The organism is Flavobacterium frigidum (assembly GCF_048286795.2).
Window position 1 is genome coordinate 99,943 of sequence record NZ_JBLVPT020000011.1, and the last position, 15,342, is coordinate 115,284.

General features: G+C 34.7%; 29 protein-coding genes. All 29 read left to right on the top strand.

Going from position 1 to position 15,342, the window contains the following annotated elements:
* Positions 1-245: 245 nt before the first annotated feature.
* The 29 genes from rplC to carA all read left to right on the top strand — a co-directional run bounded on the left by rplC (position 246) and on the right by carA (position 15,164).
* On the top strand, positions 246-863 hold the full coding sequence (gene rplC / locus ACNQGB_RS11750) for a 50S ribosomal protein L3 (protein ID WP_099713444.1): 618 nt from the start codon (positions 246-248) through the stop codon (positions 861-863).
* On the top strand, positions 863-1,492 hold the full coding sequence (gene rplD, locus ACNQGB_RS11755) for a 50S ribosomal protein L4 (protein WP_091173690.1): 630 nt from the start codon (positions 863-865) through the stop codon (positions 1,490-1,492). The genes rplC and rplD overlap by 1 nt, the downstream gene beginning before the upstream one ends.
* 6 nt (positions 1,493-1,498) lie before the next feature.
* On the top strand, positions 1,499-1,789 hold the full coding sequence (gene rplW, locus ACNQGB_RS11760) for a 50S ribosomal protein L23 (RefSeq protein WP_417944003.1): 291 nt from the start codon (positions 1,499-1,501) through the stop codon (positions 1,787-1,789).
* A 6-nt stretch (positions 1,790-1,795) separates the two neighbouring features.
* Positions 1,796-2,620: a 50S ribosomal protein L2 gene (gene rplB / locus ACNQGB_RS11765; protein WP_035668122.1), complete on the top strand. Its 825-nt coding sequence runs from the start codon at positions 1,796-1,798 to the stop codon at positions 2,618-2,620.
* Between the two features lie 6 nt (positions 2,621-2,626).
* On the top strand, positions 2,627-2,905 hold the full coding sequence (rpsS, locus tag ACNQGB_RS11770; protein ID WP_007136562.1) for a 30S ribosomal protein S19: 279 nt from the start codon (positions 2,627-2,629) through the stop codon (positions 2,903-2,905).
* A gap of 6 nt (positions 2,906-2,911) precedes the next feature.
* A complete protein-coding gene (rplV, locus tag ACNQGB_RS11775) occupies positions 2,912-3,325 on the top strand; it encodes a 50S ribosomal protein L22 (protein ID WP_309609085.1) in 414 nt (137 codons plus the stop codon).
* 5 nt (positions 3,326-3,330) lie between these two features.
* A complete protein-coding gene (rpsC, locus tag ACNQGB_RS11780) occupies positions 3,331-4,089 on the top strand; it encodes a 30S ribosomal protein S3 (protein WP_417944005.1) in 759 nt (252 codons plus the stop codon).
* A 19-nt stretch (positions 4,090-4,108) separates the two neighbouring features.
* A complete protein-coding gene (gene rplP / locus ACNQGB_RS11785) occupies positions 4,109-4,534 on the top strand; it encodes a 50S ribosomal protein L16 (protein WP_007803637.1) in 426 nt (141 codons plus the stop codon).
* A 13-nt stretch (positions 4,535-4,547) separates the two neighbouring features.
* Entirely contained in the window at positions 4,548-4,739 is a 192-nt protein-coding gene (rpmC, locus tag ACNQGB_RS11790) for a 50S ribosomal protein L29 (protein WP_035668115.1), read from the top strand.
* A gap of 17 nt (positions 4,740-4,756) precedes the next feature.
* Positions 4,757-5,017 (top strand): 30S ribosomal protein S17, encoded by a 261-nt coding sequence (gene rpsQ / locus ACNQGB_RS11795; protein ID WP_066081027.1) that lies wholly within the window; start codon positions 4,757-4,759, stop codon positions 5,015-5,017.
* 2 nt (positions 5,018-5,019) lie between these two features.
* Positions 5,020-5,388 (top strand): 50S ribosomal protein L14, encoded by a 369-nt coding sequence (gene rplN / locus ACNQGB_RS11800; protein WP_026717863.1) that lies wholly within the window; start codon positions 5,020-5,022, stop codon positions 5,386-5,388.
* 11 nt (positions 5,389-5,399) lie between these two features.
* A complete protein-coding gene (rplX, locus tag ACNQGB_RS11805) occupies positions 5,400-5,714 on the top strand; it encodes a 50S ribosomal protein L24 (RefSeq protein WP_188049962.1) in 315 nt (104 codons plus the stop codon).
* Positions 5,715-5,716: 2 nt separating this feature from the next.
* Entirely contained in the window at positions 5,717-6,268 is a 552-nt protein-coding gene (gene rplE / locus ACNQGB_RS11810) for a 50S ribosomal protein L5 (RefSeq protein ID WP_309609082.1), read from the top strand.
* Positions 6,269-6,271: 3 nt separating this feature from the next.
* On the top strand, positions 6,272-6,541 hold the full coding sequence (gene rpsN, locus ACNQGB_RS11815) for a 30S ribosomal protein S14 (protein WP_116761851.1): 270 nt from the start codon (positions 6,272-6,274) through the stop codon (positions 6,539-6,541).
* A gap of 96 nt (positions 6,542-6,637) precedes the next feature.
* Complete coding sequence (rpsH, locus tag ACNQGB_RS11820; RefSeq protein WP_039110221.1) at positions 6,638-7,036, top strand: 30S ribosomal protein S8; 399 nt, start codon at positions 6,638-6,640, stop codon at positions 7,034-7,036.
* An 18-nt stretch (positions 7,037-7,054) separates the two neighbouring features.
* Complete coding sequence (gene rplF / locus ACNQGB_RS11825; RefSeq protein WP_417944006.1) at positions 7,055-7,597, top strand: 50S ribosomal protein L6; 543 nt, start codon at positions 7,055-7,057, stop codon at positions 7,595-7,597.
* An 11-nt stretch (positions 7,598-7,608) separates the two neighbouring features.
* Positions 7,609-7,959 (top strand): 50S ribosomal protein L18, encoded by a 351-nt coding sequence (gene rplR, locus ACNQGB_RS11830; RefSeq protein ID WP_039110219.1) that lies wholly within the window; start codon positions 7,609-7,611, stop codon positions 7,957-7,959.
* 6 nt (positions 7,960-7,965) lie between these two features.
* Positions 7,966-8,493 (top strand): 30S ribosomal protein S5, encoded by a 528-nt coding sequence (gene rpsE / locus ACNQGB_RS11835; RefSeq protein ID WP_417944007.1) that lies wholly within the window; start codon positions 7,966-7,968, stop codon positions 8,491-8,493.
* A gap of 12 nt (positions 8,494-8,505) precedes the next feature.
* Complete coding sequence (gene rpmD / locus ACNQGB_RS11840) at positions 8,506-8,688, top strand: 50S ribosomal protein L30 (RefSeq protein WP_035668100.1); 183 nt, start codon at positions 8,506-8,508, stop codon at positions 8,686-8,688.
* A gap of 11 nt (positions 8,689-8,699) precedes the next feature.
* Positions 8,700-9,152: a 50S ribosomal protein L15 gene (gene rplO / locus ACNQGB_RS11845; RefSeq protein WP_417944008.1), complete on the top strand. Its 453-nt coding sequence runs from the start codon at positions 8,700-8,702 to the stop codon at positions 9,150-9,152.
* A gap of 13 nt (positions 9,153-9,165) precedes the next feature.
* Entirely contained in the window at positions 9,166-10,512 is a 1,347-nt protein-coding gene (gene secY / locus ACNQGB_RS11850; RefSeq protein WP_417944009.1) for a preprotein translocase subunit SecY, read from the top strand.
* A 3-nt stretch (positions 10,513-10,515) separates the two neighbouring features.
* Positions 10,516-10,731 carry a translation initiation factor IF-1 gene (gene infA, locus ACNQGB_RS11855; RefSeq protein ID WP_007136545.1) on the top strand — a complete coding sequence of 72 codons (216 nt, stop codon included), beginning with the start codon at positions 10,516-10,518 and terminating at the stop codon, positions 10,729-10,731.
* A 12-nt stretch (positions 10,732-10,743) separates the two neighbouring features.
* Positions 10,744-10,860 (top strand): type B 50S ribosomal protein L36, encoded by a 117-nt coding sequence (ykgO, locus tag ACNQGB_RS11860; protein WP_008992256.1) that lies wholly within the window; start codon positions 10,744-10,746, stop codon positions 10,858-10,860.
* A 2-nt stretch (positions 10,861-10,862) separates the two neighbouring features.
* The gene (gene rpsM, locus ACNQGB_RS11865) at positions 10,863-11,237 is read left to right on the top strand and encodes a 30S ribosomal protein S13 (protein ID WP_091203660.1); all 375 of its coding nucleotides are present in this window, start codon (positions 10,863-10,865) and stop codon (positions 11,235-11,237) included.
* Positions 11,238-11,245: 8 nt separating this feature from the next.
* Positions 11,246-11,629 carry a 30S ribosomal protein S11 gene (gene rpsK / locus ACNQGB_RS11870; RefSeq protein WP_024981527.1) on the top strand — a complete coding sequence of 128 codons (384 nt, stop codon included), beginning with the start codon at positions 11,246-11,248 and terminating at the stop codon, positions 11,627-11,629.
* 92 nt (positions 11,630-11,721) lie between these two features.
* Positions 11,722-12,327, top strand: coding sequence for a 30S ribosomal protein S4 (gene rpsD / locus ACNQGB_RS11875; RefSeq protein WP_282711735.1), 606 nt, complete (start codon positions 11,722-11,724; stop codon positions 12,325-12,327).
* 21 nt (positions 12,328-12,348) lie between these two features.
* Positions 12,349-13,341 (top strand): DNA-directed RNA polymerase subunit alpha, encoded by a 993-nt coding sequence (locus ACNQGB_RS11880; RefSeq protein WP_039110214.1) that lies wholly within the window; start codon positions 12,349-12,351, stop codon positions 13,339-13,341.
* Between the two features lie 63 nt (positions 13,342-13,404).
* The gene (gene rplQ / locus ACNQGB_RS11885) at positions 13,405-13,893 is read left to right on the top strand and encodes a 50S ribosomal protein L17 (protein WP_417944010.1); all 489 of its coding nucleotides are present in this window, start codon (positions 13,405-13,407) and stop codon (positions 13,891-13,893) included.
* Between the two features lie 170 nt (positions 13,894-14,063).
* Positions 14,064-15,164 carry a glutamine-hydrolyzing carbamoyl-phosphate synthase small subunit gene (gene carA, locus ACNQGB_RS11890; RefSeq protein ID WP_417944011.1) on the top strand — a complete coding sequence of 367 codons (1,101 nt, stop codon included), beginning with the start codon at positions 14,064-14,066 and terminating at the stop codon, positions 15,162-15,164.
* The last annotated feature ends 178 nt before the right edge of the window (positions 15,165-15,342 follow it).

The window sequence follows — 15,342 nt, forward strand, 5'->3', positions numbered from 1 at the left end:
TTGTTATTTTTTTTGTTTATGAATTATGTAGTGAAGTGTTTTTAAAAAGAAGCTCCTGTAATTTATTTTAAAAGAAACAAAAATCTGTAATTGATCTTTTTGCTTCTTGAATTTTGATTATGAGCGATTTAATTTTTATTAGGGTTTGGTATATTCAATTTTAATCTCTACTTTTGCACTCCCTGTTTGGAAACATCTGTTGTTTTTAAATTGAAGGGAATTTTAGTAATTAATAATTAATATTTATGTCTGGGTTAATTGGTAGAAAAATCGGCATGACTAGTATTTTCGACGAGAACGGGAAGAATATTCCTTGTACAGTAATCGAAGCTGGTCCATGCGTTGTTACCCAAGTCAGAACCAAAGGTGTTGACGGGTACGAAGCGTTGCAACTAGGTTTCGATGACAAAAACGAGAAACATTCCACTAAAGCGGCGTTAGGTCACTTTAAAAAAGCGGGAACTGTAGCTAAGAAAAAAGTCGTTGAATTCCAAGATTTCGCAACAGAGCAAAAATTAGGAGATCTTATTGATGTTTCTATTTTTTCTGAAGGAGAATTTGTAGATGTACAAGGTGTATCTAAAGGTAAAGGTTTTCAAGGGGTTGTAAAACGTCACGGTTTTGGTGGTGTTGGTCAAGCAACTCACGGTCAACACAACCGTTTAAGAGCGCCAGGTTCTGTAGGAGCTTCATCTTATCCATCTAGAGTATTCAAAGGAATGCGTATGGCTGGAAGAATGGGAGGAGACAATGTAAAAGTTCAAAACCTTAGAGTTTTAAAAGTAGTTGCTGATAAGAACCTACTTGTTATTAAAGGATGTGTTCCTGGACATAACAACTCTTATGTAATCATTCAGAAGTAATGGAAGCAAAAGTATTAGATTTCAACGGAAAAGATACTGGAAGAAAAGTTCAACTTTCTGATTCAGTATTTGGTATAGAACCAAACAATCACGCAGTATATCTTGATGTAAAGCAATATCTTGCTAATCAACGTCAAGGAACGCACAAAGCTAAAGAAAGAGCTGAAGTTGCTGGATCTACTCGTAAGATTAAAAAACAAAAAGGGACTGGTACTGCTCGTGCGGGTAGTGCAAAGAATCCATTGTTTAAAGGTGGTGGAACAGTTTTCGGACCAAGACCAAGAAGTTATTCATTCAAATTGAATAAAAGCTTGAAACGTTTGGCTAGAAAATCTGCTTTCTCAATTAAAGCAAAAGAGTCGAACATTATCGTTCTTGAAGATTTTAATTTTGAAACTCCAAACACTAAAAATTTCATCAACGTTTTGAAAGCTTTAGAGTTAGAGAATAAAAAATCCCTGTTTGTGTTGGGTGATGTAAATAAAAATGTATATTTGTCGTCACGCAATTTAAAAGGCTCTAGCGTAGTAAGTAGCTTAGAATTAAGTACTTACGCTATATTAAACGCTAATAATTTAGTGCTTTTAGAGAGTTCTTTGGAGATAATTGAAGAAAATTTAAGTAAATAATAGGATATGAGCATCATAATTAAGCCTATAGTAACAGAAAAAGTAACCAAAGAAAGTGAAGTTTTAAACCGCTTCGGATTCGTTGTTGACAAAAAAGCAAATAAAGTGCAAATTAAGAAAGCTGTTGAAGCTGCTTATGGTGTAACTATTTTGAGTGTTAACACGATGAACGTAAGACCGGATAGAACTACAAAATACACTAAAAGTGGTTTGATCAGTGGAAAGACTAATGCAAGTAAAAAAGCAATTGTTCAAGTACAAGAAGGAGAAACAATTGATTTTTACAACAATATCTAAGATAAAATGTCAGTAAGAAAATTAAAACCTATTACCCCAGGTCAGCGATTTAGAGTTGTGAATGGTTATGACGCCATTACAACTGATAAGCCGGAACGCTCTTTGATAGCGCCGATAAAAAACTCTGGTGGTAGAAATAGTCAAGGAAAGATGACCATGCGTTATACGGGTGGTGGTCACAAGCAGAGATATCGTATCATTGATTTTAAACGTACAAAAGAAGGAATTCCAGCTACGGTTAAGTCAATTGAATATGATCCAAATCGTACTGCTTTTATTGCATTGTTAGCTTATGCTGATGGTGAGAAAACGTATGTTATTGCTCAAAACGGATTGAAAGTTGGTCAGAAATTAGTTTCTGGTCCAGAATCTCAACCTGAAATTGGTAATACTTTACCTTTAAGTAGAGTTCCACTAGGAACTGTAATTTCTTGTATCGAATTGAGACCAGGACAAGGAGCTGTAATCGCTCGTTCTGCTGGAACATTTGCTCAATTAATGGCAAGAGATGGAAAATATGCTACAATTAAAATGCCTTCTGGGGAAACAAGATTGATCTTGTTGACTTGTTCGGCTACAATTGGAGCGGTTTCTAATTCAGACCACCAATTAGTTGTATCCGGGAAAGCTGGTAGAACAAGATGGTTAGGAAGAAGACCTAGAACAAGACCTGTTGCAATGAACCCTGTCGATCACCCAATGGGTGGTGGTGAAGGACGTTCTTCTGGTGGACATCCACGTTCAAGAAATGGAATACCAGCTAAAGGTTATAGAACTCGTTCTAAGAAAAACCCGAGTAACAAGTATATCGTAGAACGTAGAAAGAAATAATAAGATATGGCACGTTCATTAAAAAAAGGACCTTTTGTTCATTATAAGTTAGATAAGAAAGTTCAAGAAAACATCGCAGGCGGAAATAAAGGAGTTGTTAAGACATGGTCTAGAGCTTCTATGATTACTCCAGACTTTGTTGGACAAACTATCGCAGTTCATAACGGTCGTCAATTTGTACCAGTTTACGTAACAGAAAACATGGTAGGTCACAAATTAGGAGAATTTTCACCAACTAGATCTTTTAGAGGTCATGCTGGAGCAAAAAATAAAGGTAAAAAATAAGAAGCAATGGGAGTTCGTAAAAGAGAAACAGCAGATGCAAGAAAAGAGGCTAATAAGTCTTTGGCCTTCGCAAAGTTAAATAACTGCCCTACTTCACCTAGAAAAATGCGCTTAGTAGCAGATCTAGTAAGAGGTCAGAAGGTAGAAAGAGCATTAAACATCTTAAGATTTAGTTCTAAGGAGGCTTCACGAAAATTAGAGAAATTGGTTTTATCTGTTATTGCCAACTGGCAAGCAAAAAACCCAGATGCTAATATGGAAGAGGCTGGTTTATTTGTTAAAACGATTACAGTTGATGGTGGAATGATGTTGAAAAGACTTCGTCCAGCTCCACAAGGTCGTGCACACAGAATAAGAAAACGTTCTAATCACGTAACAATCGTGCTTGGAGCTATCAATAACACACAAAGCAATTCTTAAGCAGTATGGGACAAAAGACAAATCCAATTGGAAACAGACTTGGTATCATCAGAGGATGGGACTCAAACTGGTATGGTGGAAATGATTACGGTGATAAACTTGCCGAAGATCACAAAATCAGAAAGTATATCCATGCTCGTTTATCAAAAGCTAGTGTATCTAAAGTAATTATTGAGAGAACTTTAAAACTTGTAACCGTTACTATCACTACTGCTAGACCTGGTATTATTATTGGGAAAGGTGGACAAGAGGTAGACAAGTTGAAAGAAGAACTTAAAAAAGTTACTGACAAAGAGGTTCAAATCAACATTTTTGAAATTAAAAGACCTGAACTTGATGCGTATCTAGTTGCTACAAGCATCTGTCGTCAAATCGAAAGCAGAATTTCTTACAGACGTGCAATCAAAATGGCAATTGCTGCTTCTATGCGTATGAACGCTGAAGGTATCAAAGTTTTGATTTCTGGTCGTTTGAATGGTGCTGAGATGGCTCGTTCAGAGGGTTTCAAAGAAGGTAGAATTCCTCTATCAACTTTCAGAGCTGATATTGATTATGCTTTGGCTGAAGCTCATACTACTTATGGTAGAATGGGTATCAAAGTATGGATCATGAAAGGTGAAGTTTATGGAAAGAGAGATCTTTCTCCGCTTGCTGGAATGGACAAAAAACAATCTGGTACTGGTGGTAAAGGTGGTGATTCTCCAAGAGGAGATAGAAAGCCTTTTAATAAAGGTGGTAAACCAGACGCTCGTAAACGAAAGTAAATTTTTAAACTAAAGTAAAATGTTACAGCCTAAAAGAACAAAATACCGTAAGGTACAAAAAGGTAAAATGAAAGGGAATTCCCAAAGAGGACATGAACTTTCTAATGGAATGTTTGGTATTAAATCTGTACATGAAGATGGAATGTTCTTAACTTCTCGTCAAATCGAAGCTGCACGTATTGCTGCAACTCGTTTTATGAAAAGAGAGGGACAATTATGGATCAAAATATTTCCAGACAAACCGATCACCAAGAAACCTCTTGAGGTACGTATGGGTAAAGGTAAAGGTGCAGTTGAGTATTGGGCTGCAGTTGTTAAACCCGGAAGAATTATGTTTGAAGTTGGAGGAGTACCTTTGTCAGTTGCAAAAGAGGCGTTACGTCTTGCGGCTCAAAAGCTTCCAGTAAAAACTAAATTTGTCGTTGCTAGAGATTTCGAAGCATAATTTATAGTATATTATGAAACAATCAGAAATAAAAGATCTTTCTGCAGCGGAGTTGCAAGAAAAACTTAGCCAGACTAAGAAGGCATATGCCGACCTAAAAATGGCTCACGCTATTTCTCCAATTGAGAATCCACTTCAAATTAGAAGTGTAAGAAGAACAGTTGCAAGATTAGCTACGGAACTTACTAAAAGAGAGTTGCAATAATTGTAATCTGCTGAAAGATGGAAGAAAAAAGAAATTTAAGAAAAGAAAGAGTTGGTGTTGTGACTTCAGACAAGATGGATAAATCTATCGTAGTTGCTGAAGTGCGTAAAGTAAAACACCCATTATACGGTAAGTTCGTGTTGAAAACTAAAAAGTATCATGCACACGACGAAATGAACGACTGTAACATTGGAGATACTGTAAGGATTAGCGAAACGCGTCCTTTGAGTAAAACAAAATGTTGGAGGTTAGTTGAAATCTTAGAAAGAGCTAAATAATTATGGTACAACAAGAATCAAGACTAAAAGTAGCAGATAACACTGGAGCAAAGGAAGTTTTAACTATCCGTGTTTTAGGAGGTACCAAAAGAAGGTATGCCTCTGTTGGAGACAAGATTGTAGTTTCTATCAAAGATACAGCACCTAACGGAAGCGTTAAAAAAGGAGCTGTTTCAACTGCAGTTGTTGTACGTACCAAAAAAGAAGTAAGAAGAGCCGATGGTTCATACATTAGATTTGATGACAACGCATGTGTGTTATTAAATGCTGCTGGTGAAATGAGAGGAACTCGTGTTTTTGGTCCGGTAGCAAGAGAACTTCGTGAAAAACAATTCATGAAAATTGTATCATTAGCACCAGAAGTGCTTTAATTCGTTTTAAGATGATAAAGCTAAAAATAAAATCAGGTGACATCGTAAGAGTAATTGCTGGAGACCATAAAGGTGCTGAAGGTAAAGTTTTACGTGTGTACAAAGAGAAAAACAAAGCGATTGTTGAAGGTGTAAACATGGTTTCAAAACATACGAAACCAAGTGCAAAAAGCCCTCAAGGTGGTATTGTAAAGAAAGAAGCTTCTATACAAATATCTAACATTTCTTTAATTGATCCTAAAACTAAGGAAACAACTAGAGTAGGAATTAGAGTAGAAGGAGATAAGAAAGTAAGATTTTCAAAAAAATCTAATCAAGTACTATAGTAATGGCGTATATACCTAGACTAAAAGAAGAATATAAGAGCAGAGTAATTGCTGCTCTTAAAGAAGAATTCGGATACGTAAACGTAATGCAAGTTCCAAAATTGGAAAAAATCGTTTTAAGTAAAGGAGTTGGTGCAGCTGTATCTGATAAGAAACTAATCGACTATGCAGTTGAAGAGTTAACAAAGATCACTGGACAGAAAGCAGTATCTACTATTTCAAAGAAAGACGTTGCGTCATTCAAATTGAGAAAAGGAATGCCTATTGGAGCAAAAGTTACTTTGCGTGGAGAAAGAATGTATGAGTTTTTAGATAGACTTATTACTTCTGCTTTACCACGTGTTAGAGATTTTAGCGGAATTAAAGCTACTGGTTTTGATGGAAGAGGAAATTATAATCTTGGTGTTTTGGAGCAAATCATTTTCCCAGAAATTGATATTGACAAAGTAAACAAAATATCAGGAATGGATATTTCATTTGTTACTTCTGCAAAAACAGATAAAGAAGCAAAATCATTATTGGCTGAATTAGGTTTACCTTTTAAAAAGAATTAAGATATGGCTAAAGAATCAATGAAAGCCCGTGAGGTTAAGAGAGAAAAAACGGTAGTAAAGTATGCTGAGAAAAGAAAAGCTTTGTTAGAAGCTGGAGATTTCGTAGGTTTGCAAAAATTACCGAAAAACGCTTCCCCTGTTCGTTTGCACAATCGTTGTAAATTAACTGGTAGACCTAGAGGATATATGCGTCAATTTGGTATTTCACGTGTTACATTTCGTGAGATGGCAAATAACGGATTAATCCCAGGAGTTAAAAAAGCATCTTGGTAGGCGTAATTAATTTACGTTAACAAAACATTTTTATAAATTGGTTAAAGGTTCATAGGATGAGTGTCCTATGAAAACCATAACCGCAAATTAATGCACATGTATACAGATCCTATTGCAGATTATTTGACAAGAGTTCGTAACGCTGTGGCTGCAAACCACAAAGTTGTTGAAATTCCTGCATCTAATCTAAAAAAAGAAATAACCAAGATCCTATTCGATCAAGGTTATATCTTGAGTTACAAATTTGAAGACAACGCTGTACAGGGTTCAATCAAGATTGCTTTGAAGTATGATAAAGATACTAAAGAGTCTGTAATTAAAGATATCCAAAGAATTAGTAAACCGGGTTTACGTAAGTATTCAGGTTCTTCATCAATCCCTAGAATTCTTAACGGATTGGGAATTGCTATTGTTTCCACATCAAAAGGTTTGATGACTGGAAAAAAAGCCAGACAGTTAAATGTTGGTGGTGAAGTAATTTGCTACGTTTACTAATCATTAAAATAGTAGAAGATGTCAAGAATAGGTAAAAATCCGGTTGTAATCCCTGCTGGTGTAACTGTTGAAGTTGCAAATGGTATTATTACAGTTAAAGGAAAGAATGGTCAGCTTACACAGGAGTTCTCGGACGTTACTGTAACAGTTGAAGATGGTCAAGTTCAAGTTGAAAGATCGTCTGATCATAAAGATCAAAGAGCAAAGCATGGTTTATACAGATCTTTAATCAATAATATGATTATCGGTGTAAACGAAGGTTTTACAAAATCTTTAGAGTTAGTTGGAGTTGGTTATAGAGCTTCCAATCAAGGACAAAAATTAGATTTGGCACTTGGTTTTTCACATAATATTGTATTAGACATTGCTCCAGAAGTGACGTTAGAGACGATTTCTGAAAAGGGGAAAAACCCAATTGTGAAATTAACATCATTTGACAAACAACTTTTAGGTCAAGTTGCTGCGAAAATCAGAGGTTTCCGCAAGCCTGAACCGTACAAAGGAAAAGGTGTTAAATTTGTAGGTGAAGTATTAAGAAGAAAAGCAGGTAAATCAGCTTAAAAAATAAGATTATGTCATTAACAAAACCTGAAAGAAGACAACGTATTAGATTCAGAATTAGAAAAACAATTAGTGGTACTGCTACTAATCCACGTCTATCTGTATTTAGAAGTAACAAAGAAATTTATGCTCAACTTATTGATGATGTAAATGGAGTTACTTTGTTGGCGGCTTCTTCAAGAGAAAAAGAAATAGGTAACGGTACGAATATTGAAGTTGCTACAGCGGTTGGAAAACTAGTTGCTGAAAAAGCTTTAAAAGCTGGGATAGACGTAGTAACTTTCGATAGAGGAGGTTATTTATATCACGGACGTATTAAATCATTAGCGGAAGGCGCAAGAGCGGCTGGACTTAAATTCTAATATAGTATGTCTAATAGTAAATACAAGAATGTAGAGTTAGTAAAACCAAGTGGTCTTGAATTAAAAGATCGTTTGGTAAGTGTTAATCGTGTTACTAAGGTTACAAAGGGTGGTAGAGCTTTTGGTTTTTCTGCTATTGTAGTTGTAGGTGATGAAAATGGAGTGGTTGGACACGGATTAGGAAAATCTAAAGATGTTTCTGAAGCAATTGCGAAAGCAGTAGAAGATGCTAAGAAAAATTTAGTTAAAATTCCTTTGAATGGTCAATCAGTTCCTCACGAACAAAAAGGTAAATTTGGTGGTGCACGTGTATTCTTAATTCCTGCCTCCCATGGTACAGGGGTTATTGCTGGTGGAGCTGTTCGTTCAGTTCTTGAGTCAGTAGGAATTCATGATGTATTGTCTAAATCTCAAGGATCTTCAAATCCTCACAACGTAGTTAAAGCAACTTTTGATGCTTTATTACAAATGAGAAGCGCTTATACTGTTGCAAAACAAAGAGGTGTTTCTTTAGATAAAGTTTTTAAAGGTTAATTCAAGGAAATTATGGCTAAATTATTAGTAAAACAAGTTAGAAGCAAAATCAACTGTCCTCTTACTCAAAAGAGAGGATTAGAAGCTTTAGGTCTACGTAAAATGGGACAAGTTGTAGAGCATGATTCAAACCCTACAATCCTTGGGATGATAAATAAAGTTAAACACTTAGTTTCTGTTGAAGAAACTAAATAACAAATACTGTTATGAATTTAAGTAACTTACAACCTGCTGAAGGTTCTACACACAATCAAAATAAAAGATTAGGTAGAGGAGAAGGTTCTGGAAAAGGTGGTACTTCTGCAAGAGGTCACAAAGGAGCAAAATCTCGTTCTGGTTATTCTAAAAAGATTGGTTTTGAAGGAGGGCAAATGCCACTTCAAAGACGTGTGCCTAAGTTTGGTTTCACAAACATCAATCGTAAAGATTACGAAGGTGTCAATCTTGATACACTGCAACTTTTGGTTGATAATGGTGTTATTAAAGATACTGTTGATATGACAGTTTATGTTGCTAATCGTTTGGCTACTAAAAATGAAATCGTTAAGATTTTAGGTAGAGGTGAATTGACAGCAAAATTAAAAGTAACCGCTCACAAATTTACTGCTACTGCAAAAGCTGCTATTGAAGCTGCTGGTGGAGAAGCTGTAATAATGTAATTTTTCAATTAATATGAAGAAATTTATTGAATCAGTAAGCAATGTTTGGAAAATTGAGGAACTAAAAAATAGAATCCTGATTACATTGGGTTTGCTATTAGTGTATCGTTTTGGTGCACAAGTTACTCTTCCAGGTATTGATGCTACACAGTTAGGTAATTTAGCTGGGCAAACTAAAGAAGGAATTGGTTCAATTCTTGACATGTTTACTGGAGGTGCATTCTCTCAAGCTTCTGTTTTTGCTTTGGGAATTATGCCTTATATTTCGGCCTCTATTGTTGTTCAGTTGATGGGAATTGCTATTCCTTATTTGCAAAAACTACAAAGTGATGGGGAAAGCGGTAGAAAAAAGATTAATCAAATTACGCGTTGGTTGACAATTGGAATTACTTTAGTTCAAGGCCCAACTTACATCTATAATTTATATAAAACGTTACCTAGTAACGCATTTTTATTAGGTTTCAATTCATTTGAATTCTTATTTTCATCGGTAGTTATTCTGGTTACAGGTACTATTTTTGCTATGTGGCTTGGAGAAAAGATTACAGATAAAGGAATTGGGAATGGTATTTCTTTGTTAATCATGGTTGGGATTTTAGCTAGATTACCTCAAGCTTTTATTCAAGAGTTTACAACAAGAGTTACCAATAATAATGGTGGTCCGATGTTGTTGGTTATTGAAATTATCATTTGGTTATTAGTTATCATTTGTTGTGTTCTATTGGTTATGGCGATCAGGAAAATTCCTGTTCAATATGCACGTCGTACAACGTCAGGTGATTTTGAACAAGACATGCTGGGTGGAAACAGACAATGGATTCCTTTGAAGCTTAACGCTTCTGGAGTTATGCCTATCATTTTTGCGCAAGCAATTATGTTTATTCCAGCTGCCTTAGCGGGTTTATCTAAATCAGATACATCGCAATCAATTGTTGGTGCGTTTAGTAATATGTTCGGGTTTTGGTATAATTTTGTATTTGCAACTTTAATAATTGTATTTACTTTCTTTTATACTGCAATTACGGTTCCTACTAATAAAATGTCTGATGATTTAAAGAGAAGCGGTGGTTTTATTCCAGGTATTAGACCAGGGGTTGAAACTTCAGATTATCTTGATAAAGTGATGTCATTGATAACCTTTCCAGGATCTTTATTTCTTGCTTTAATAGCTGTGTTCCCAGCAATTGTTGTAAGTCTTATGGATGTTCAACAATCTTGGGCAATGTTTTTTGGAGGTACTTCATTAATAATTATGGTTGGTGTTGCCATAGACACAATGCAGCAAATAAATTCATACTTGTTGAATAAGCATTATGATGGTTTGATGAAAAGTGGTAAAAATAGAAAAGCAGTAGCTTAATTTATGGCAAAACAATCAGCAATAGAACAAGACGGATCCATCATCGAAGCATTATCAAATGCGATGTTCCGTGTAGAGTTAGAGAATGGACATATTGTGATCGCACATATTTCTGGAAAAATGCGTATGCATTATATCAAGTTATTACCTGGTGATAAAGTGAAACTAGAAATGAGCCCTTACGATTTGTCAAAAGCAAGAATTACTTATAGATATTAAAGGATATTCAAAATGAAAGTTAGAGCTTCAGTAAAAAAGAGAAGTCCCGAGTGCAAAATTGTGCGAAGAAAAGGGAGATTGTACGTAATAAACAAAAAGAATCCTAGATTTAAACAAAGACAAGGATAATTATGGCAAGAATAGCAGGGGTAGATATCCCAAAAAATAAGAGAGGTGTTATAGCACTTACCTATATCTTCGGATTAGGAAAAAGTAGAGCTGTTGAGATTTTAGAAAAAGCTCAAGTTAGCCAAGATAAAAAAGTTCAAGATTGGAATGATGACGAGATCGGAGCAATTCGTGAAGCGGTATCTACTTTTAAAATTGAAGGAGAATTACGTTCTGAAGTTTCTTTAAACATCAAACGTTTAATGGATATTGGTTGTTATAGAGGTATTCGTCATAGAACTGGTCTTCCTTTAAGAGGACAAAGAACTAAGAACAACTCTAGAACTAGAAAAGGTAAAAGAAAAACTGTTGCAAACAAGAAAAAAGCAACTAAATAATAAGTAATATGGCTAAAGCAACTGCAAAAAAACGTAAAGTTATCGTTGAATCAACGGGAGAAGCTCATATTTCTGCTACTTTTAACAATATCATCATTTCTTTAACTAATAAAAAAGGTGAAGTTATTTCTTGGTCTTCAGCTGGAAAAATGGGTTTTAGAGGTTCTAAAAAGAACACTCCATATGCAGCCCAAATGGCAGCAGAAGATTGTAGTAAAGTAGCTCTTGAAGCTGGATTAAAAAAAGTAAAAGTGTATGTAAAAGGACCAGGAAACGGACGTGAGTCTGCTATTCGTTCCTTACATAATGGTGGAATTGAAGTTACAGAAATTATTGATGTTACTCCAATGCCTCACAACGGATGTCGTCCTCCTAAAAGACGTAGAGTTTAATACTCAAAAAAAAATATAGTATAACCAAGATTGAATATCGATTATTGAAGGATCAGACCTGAATTCATAATCTCAATCTTAAACAATTTAAAATGGCAAGATATACTGGTCCTAGTACAAGAATCGCTCGTAAATTTGGCGAGGCGATTTTCGGAGACGATAAAGCTTTCGAAAAAAGAAATTACCCTCCTGGGCAACACGGGATGGCTAAAAAAAGAGGAAAAAAATCTGAGTTTGCTATTCAGTTAATGGAAAAGCAAAAAGCTAAATATTCTTACGGAATTTTAGAAAAACAATTCAGAGGGTTGTTCAAAAAAGCATCAGCTACCAAAGGTGTTACTGGTGAGGTTTTATTACAGTTGTGTGAAGCAAGATTAGATAATGTTGTTTTTAGAATGGGTATCGCTCCTTCTAGAAGAGGTGCACGTCAGATCGTTTCTCACAGACACGTCACAGTTAACGGTGAAGTAGTTAATATTCCTTCTTACCACCTTAGACCTGGTGACAAAGTTGCAGTTCGTGAAAAATCTAAGTCATTAGAAGCTATCGAACGTTCTTTATCAAATTCAAGTCATGTTTATGAATGGATTACATGGAATAATGATATCAAAGAAGGAACGTTCGTTTCTGTACCTGCGAGACTTCAAATTCCAGAAAACATTAAAGAACAATTAATCGTAGAGTTGTACAACAAATAATAATTGACTTAGTCGAAATTTATGGCAATATTTAATTTTCAGAAGCCCGATAAAGTTATCATGATCGATTCAACCGATTTTGAAGGTAAGTTTGAATTCAGACCTTTAGAACCTGGTTACGGATTGACCGTTGGTAATGCACTTAGAAGAGTTTTGCTTTCAGCATTAGAAGGTTATGCAATAACATCTGTTCGCATTGAAGGTGTAGATCATGAGTTTTCTACTATTTCAGGAGTTGTTGAAGACGTTACCGAAATTATCCTTAATCTTAAACAAGTGCGTTTTAAACGTCAAATTGAAGATATCGATAATGAATCAGTAACTATATCTGTTTCAGGTAAAGATCAATTAACAGCTGGTGATTTTCAAAAGTTTATTTCAGGTTTCCAAGTTTTGAATCCAGAACTAGTTATCTGTAATCTTGACAGTAAGATCAAACTTAATTTTGATTTAACTATCGAAAAAGGTAGAGGATACGTTCCTGCTGAAGAGAACAAAAAACAAAACGCTGCAATTGGAACTATTTTTACAGATTCTATTTTTACTCCAGTAAAAAATGTAAAATATGCTATTGAAAATTTCCGTGTAGAGCAAAAAACAGATTATGAAAAATTAGTTTTTGAAATCAAAACTGATGGTTCTATCAATCCAAAAGATGCCCTTACTGAAGCTGCAAAAGTTTTAATTCACCATTTCATGTTGTTTTCTGATGAAAGAATTACACTCGAGGCTGACGAAATTGCACAAACAGAATCGTATGATGAAGAGTCATTACACATGAGACAGTTGCTTAAAACTAAGCTTGTTGATATGGATCTTTCTGTAAGAGCATTAAATTGTTTGAAGGCTGCTGAAGTTGATACACTTGGTGATTTAGTATCTTTTAATAAAAATGATTTAATGAAATTCCGAAATTTCGGTAAAAAGTCTTTAACTGAGCTTGATGAACTTGTTGCAGTTAAAAATTTGAACTTCGGTATGGATTTAGCAAAATACAAACTAGATAAAGAATAAATTACTTCATATTTTGATCTCCATAATGGATAGTATCAAGATGAAAGTATAAAAAAACACGTCATGAGACACGGAAAAAAATTCAATCACCTTAGCAGACAAACTGCACATAGAAAATCTATGTTAGCTAATATGGCTTGTTCTCTTATTGAGCACAAACGTATTAATACTACAGTTGCTAAGGCGAAAGCGCTTAAACAATTTGTTGAGCCTTTAATTACAAAATCTAAAGCTGATACTACACACAATCGTCGTATCGTTTTTGCTTACTTGCGAAGTAAATATGCTGTTACTGATTTATTCAGAGATGTTGCTGCAAAAGTAGGAGATCGTCCAGGTGGATATACACGTATCATTAAAGTTGGAAATCGTTTAGGAGATAATGCTGATATGGCAATGATCGAATTAGTAGATTTCAATGAACTTTACAATGGAGGTAAAAAAGAAGTGAAAAAAGCTAAAAGCCGTCGTGGTAGTAAAGCTAAAAAAGCTGACGAAGCTGCTGAAGCTCCTGTTGCTGAAACAGAATCTACTACTGAGTCTGCTGAGTAATTATGAAAATAATCATTCAATAAAAAATTAAGGATAAGCTATTTATAGTTTATCCTTTTTTTTTATCCTTATATATTTAATTTTTAAAAGAGGTACTTAAAGTTTTCTTTTAAAAGAGCCATGTTTTTAACACCTTTTAATTTTTAGTTCACTACGAAAACACAACACTAATGAAATACACTACACGACATTCTGCTATTCTTTTACTAAGTGATGGAACCATTTTTCATGGAAAATCAATCGGGATTAGTGGAACTTCTTTTGGAGAAGTTTGTTTTAATACTGGTATGACTGGATATCAAGAGATTTTTACCGATCCTTCTTATTATGGACAGTTAATGGTTACTACTAATGCACATATAGGCAACTACGGTGTTAATGAAAATGAAGTTGAATCAGATTCTATTAAGATATCAGGTTTAATTTGCAAAAATTTTAGTTTTAATTATTCTCGTCCTGATGCATCAGAAAGTTTAGAAGTTTACTTTAAAAAACAAAATCTAATTTGTATTTCCGATGTTGATACTAGAGCTCTAGTAAATTATATACGAGATAATGGCGCAATGAATGCTTTAATATGTACAGATGGAACTGCTGTTGATGATCTTAAGTTAGCTTTGTCGAAAGTTCCTGACATGAAAGGTCTTGAACTGGCATCTAAAGTGTCCTCTTCCATCCCGTATTTTTATGGCGATGAAAATTCAAAATATAAAATCGCAGCTTTAGACTTGGGGATTAAAAAAAATATACTTCGTAATTTAGCTAAAAGGGACTGTTATATTAAGGTTTTTCCTTACGATGCTACTTTTGACGATTTAAAAGCGTTTAATCCTGATGGTTATTTCTTATCTAATGGACCTGGTGATCCTGAGCCGCTTTTGGGTGCAATTCAAGTTGCAAAGGAAATATTGGCCAACAATAAGCCATTATTTGGAATTTGTCTTGGTCATCAAGTAATTGGTTTGGCCAACGGTATTTCAACTTACAAAATGTTTAATGGGCACAGAGGGATTAATCATCCGGTGAAAAATTTACTGACGGGAAAAGGGGAAGTTACTTCTCAAAATCACGGTTTTGCTGTTAACAAAGAAGAATTGGATAATCATCCTGATTTAGAAATTACACATCTTCATCTTAATGATGGAACGGTTGCTGGAATGCGCATGAAAAACAAGAATTGTTTCTCGGTACAATACCATCCAGAAGCAAGTCCGGGACCCCATGATTCATCGTATTTGTTTGATCAATTTATTGAGAATATGAAAGGGTAATATCTTATAATTTATAGATAGAAAAGAGGTTGACTTGAATTTGAGTCGATCTCTTTTTTTTATATTGTGTCCCGTCCTGAAATAGCGATACACAAAAAGTATCCTAATGGAAAAACATAAAGAAACACACTATGTGAAGCGGACTCAAAAAGATTATTCAATGTCTTTTAAATTACAA

What these genes read in the sequence shown, in the direction of transcription:
- rplV (WP_309609085.1), top strand. Translation starts at nt 2,912, where the DNA reads ATGGGAGTTCGTAAAAGAGAAACAGCAGATGCAAGAAAAGAGGCTAAT.
- rpsC (WP_417944005.1), top strand. Translation starts at nt 3,331, where the DNA reads ATGGGACAAAAGACAAATCCAATTGGAAACAGACTTGGTATCATCAGA.
- rplP (WP_007803637.1), top strand. Translation starts at nt 4,109, where the DNA reads ATGTTACAGCCTAAAAGAACAAAATACCGTAAGGTACAAAAAGGTAAA.
- rpmC (WP_035668115.1), top strand. Translation starts at nt 4,548, where the DNA reads ATGAAACAATCAGAAATAAAAGATCTTTCTGCAGCGGAGTTGCAAGAA.
- rpmD (WP_035668100.1), top strand. Translation starts at nt 8,506, where the DNA reads ATGGCTAAATTATTAGTAAAACAAGTTAGAAGCAAAATCAACTGTCCT.
- rpsH (WP_039110221.1), top strand. Translation starts at nt 6,638, where the DNA reads ATGTATACAGATCCTATTGCAGATTATTTGACAAGAGTTCGTAACGCT.
- rplF (WP_417944006.1), top strand. Translation starts at nt 7,055, where the DNA reads ATGTCAAGAATAGGTAAAAATCCGGTTGTAATCCCTGCTGGTGTAACT.
- ACNQGB_RS11880 (WP_039110214.1), top strand. Translation starts at nt 12,349, where the DNA reads ATGGCAATATTTAATTTTCAGAAGCCCGATAAAGTTATCATGATCGAT.
- rplN (WP_026717863.1), top strand. Translation starts at nt 5,020, where the DNA reads ATGGTACAACAAGAATCAAGACTAAAAGTAGCAGATAACACTGGAGCA.
- infA (WP_007136545.1), top strand. Translation starts at nt 10,516, where the DNA reads ATGGCAAAACAATCAGCAATAGAACAAGACGGATCCATCATCGAAGCA.
- rplD (WP_091173690.1), top strand. Translation starts at nt 863, where the DNA reads ATGGAAGCAAAAGTATTAGATTTCAACGGAAAAGATACTGGAAGAAAA.
- rplO (WP_417944008.1), top strand. Translation starts at nt 8,700, where the DNA reads ATGAATTTAAGTAACTTACAACCTGCTGAAGGTTCTACACACAATCAA.
- rplB (WP_035668122.1), top strand. Translation starts at nt 1,796, where the DNA reads ATGTCAGTAAGAAAATTAAAACCTATTACCCCAGGTCAGCGATTTAGA.
- rplR (WP_039110219.1), top strand. Translation starts at nt 7,609, where the DNA reads ATGTCATTAACAAAACCTGAAAGAAGACAACGTATTAGATTCAGAATT.
- carA (WP_417944011.1), top strand. Translation starts at nt 14,064, where the DNA reads ATGAAATACACTACACGACATTCTGCTATTCTTTTACTAAGTGATGGA.
- rpsQ (WP_066081027.1), top strand. Translation starts at nt 4,757, where the DNA reads ATGGAAGAAAAAAGAAATTTAAGAAAAGAAAGAGTTGGTGTTGTGACT.
- rplQ (WP_417944010.1), top strand. Translation starts at nt 13,405, where the DNA reads ATGAGACACGGAAAAAAATTCAATCACCTTAGCAGACAAACTGCACAT.
- rplX (WP_188049962.1), top strand. Translation starts at nt 5,400, where the DNA reads ATGATAAAGCTAAAAATAAAATCAGGTGACATCGTAAGAGTAATTGCT.
- rpsS (WP_007136562.1), top strand. Translation starts at nt 2,627, where the DNA reads ATGGCACGTTCATTAAAAAAAGGACCTTTTGTTCATTATAAGTTAGAT.
- rpsD (WP_282711735.1), top strand. Translation starts at nt 11,722, where the DNA reads ATGGCAAGATATACTGGTCCTAGTACAAGAATCGCTCGTAAATTTGGC.
- rplC (WP_099713444.1), top strand. Translation starts at nt 246, where the DNA reads ATGTCTGGGTTAATTGGTAGAAAAATCGGCATGACTAGTATTTTCGAC.
- rplE (WP_309609082.1), top strand. Translation starts at nt 5,717, where the DNA reads ATGGCGTATATACCTAGACTAAAAGAAGAATATAAGAGCAGAGTAATT.
- rpsM (WP_091203660.1), top strand. Translation starts at nt 10,863, where the DNA reads ATGGCAAGAATAGCAGGGGTAGATATCCCAAAAAATAAGAGAGGTGTT.
- ykgO (WP_008992256.1), top strand. Translation starts at nt 10,744, where the DNA reads ATGAAAGTTAGAGCTTCAGTAAAAAAGAGAAGTCCCGAGTGCAAAATT.
- rplW (WP_417944003.1), top strand. Translation starts at nt 1,499, where the DNA reads ATGAGCATCATAATTAAGCCTATAGTAACAGAAAAAGTAACCAAAGAA.
- rpsK (WP_024981527.1), top strand. Translation starts at nt 11,246, where the DNA reads ATGGCTAAAGCAACTGCAAAAAAACGTAAAGTTATCGTTGAATCAACG.
- rpsN (WP_116761851.1), top strand. Translation starts at nt 6,272, where the DNA reads ATGGCTAAAGAATCAATGAAAGCCCGTGAGGTTAAGAGAGAAAAAACG.
- rpsE (WP_417944007.1), top strand. Translation starts at nt 7,966, where the DNA reads ATGTCTAATAGTAAATACAAGAATGTAGAGTTAGTAAAACCAAGTGGT.
- secY (WP_417944009.1), top strand. Translation starts at nt 9,166, where the DNA reads ATGAAGAAATTTATTGAATCAGTAAGCAATGTTTGGAAAATTGAGGAA.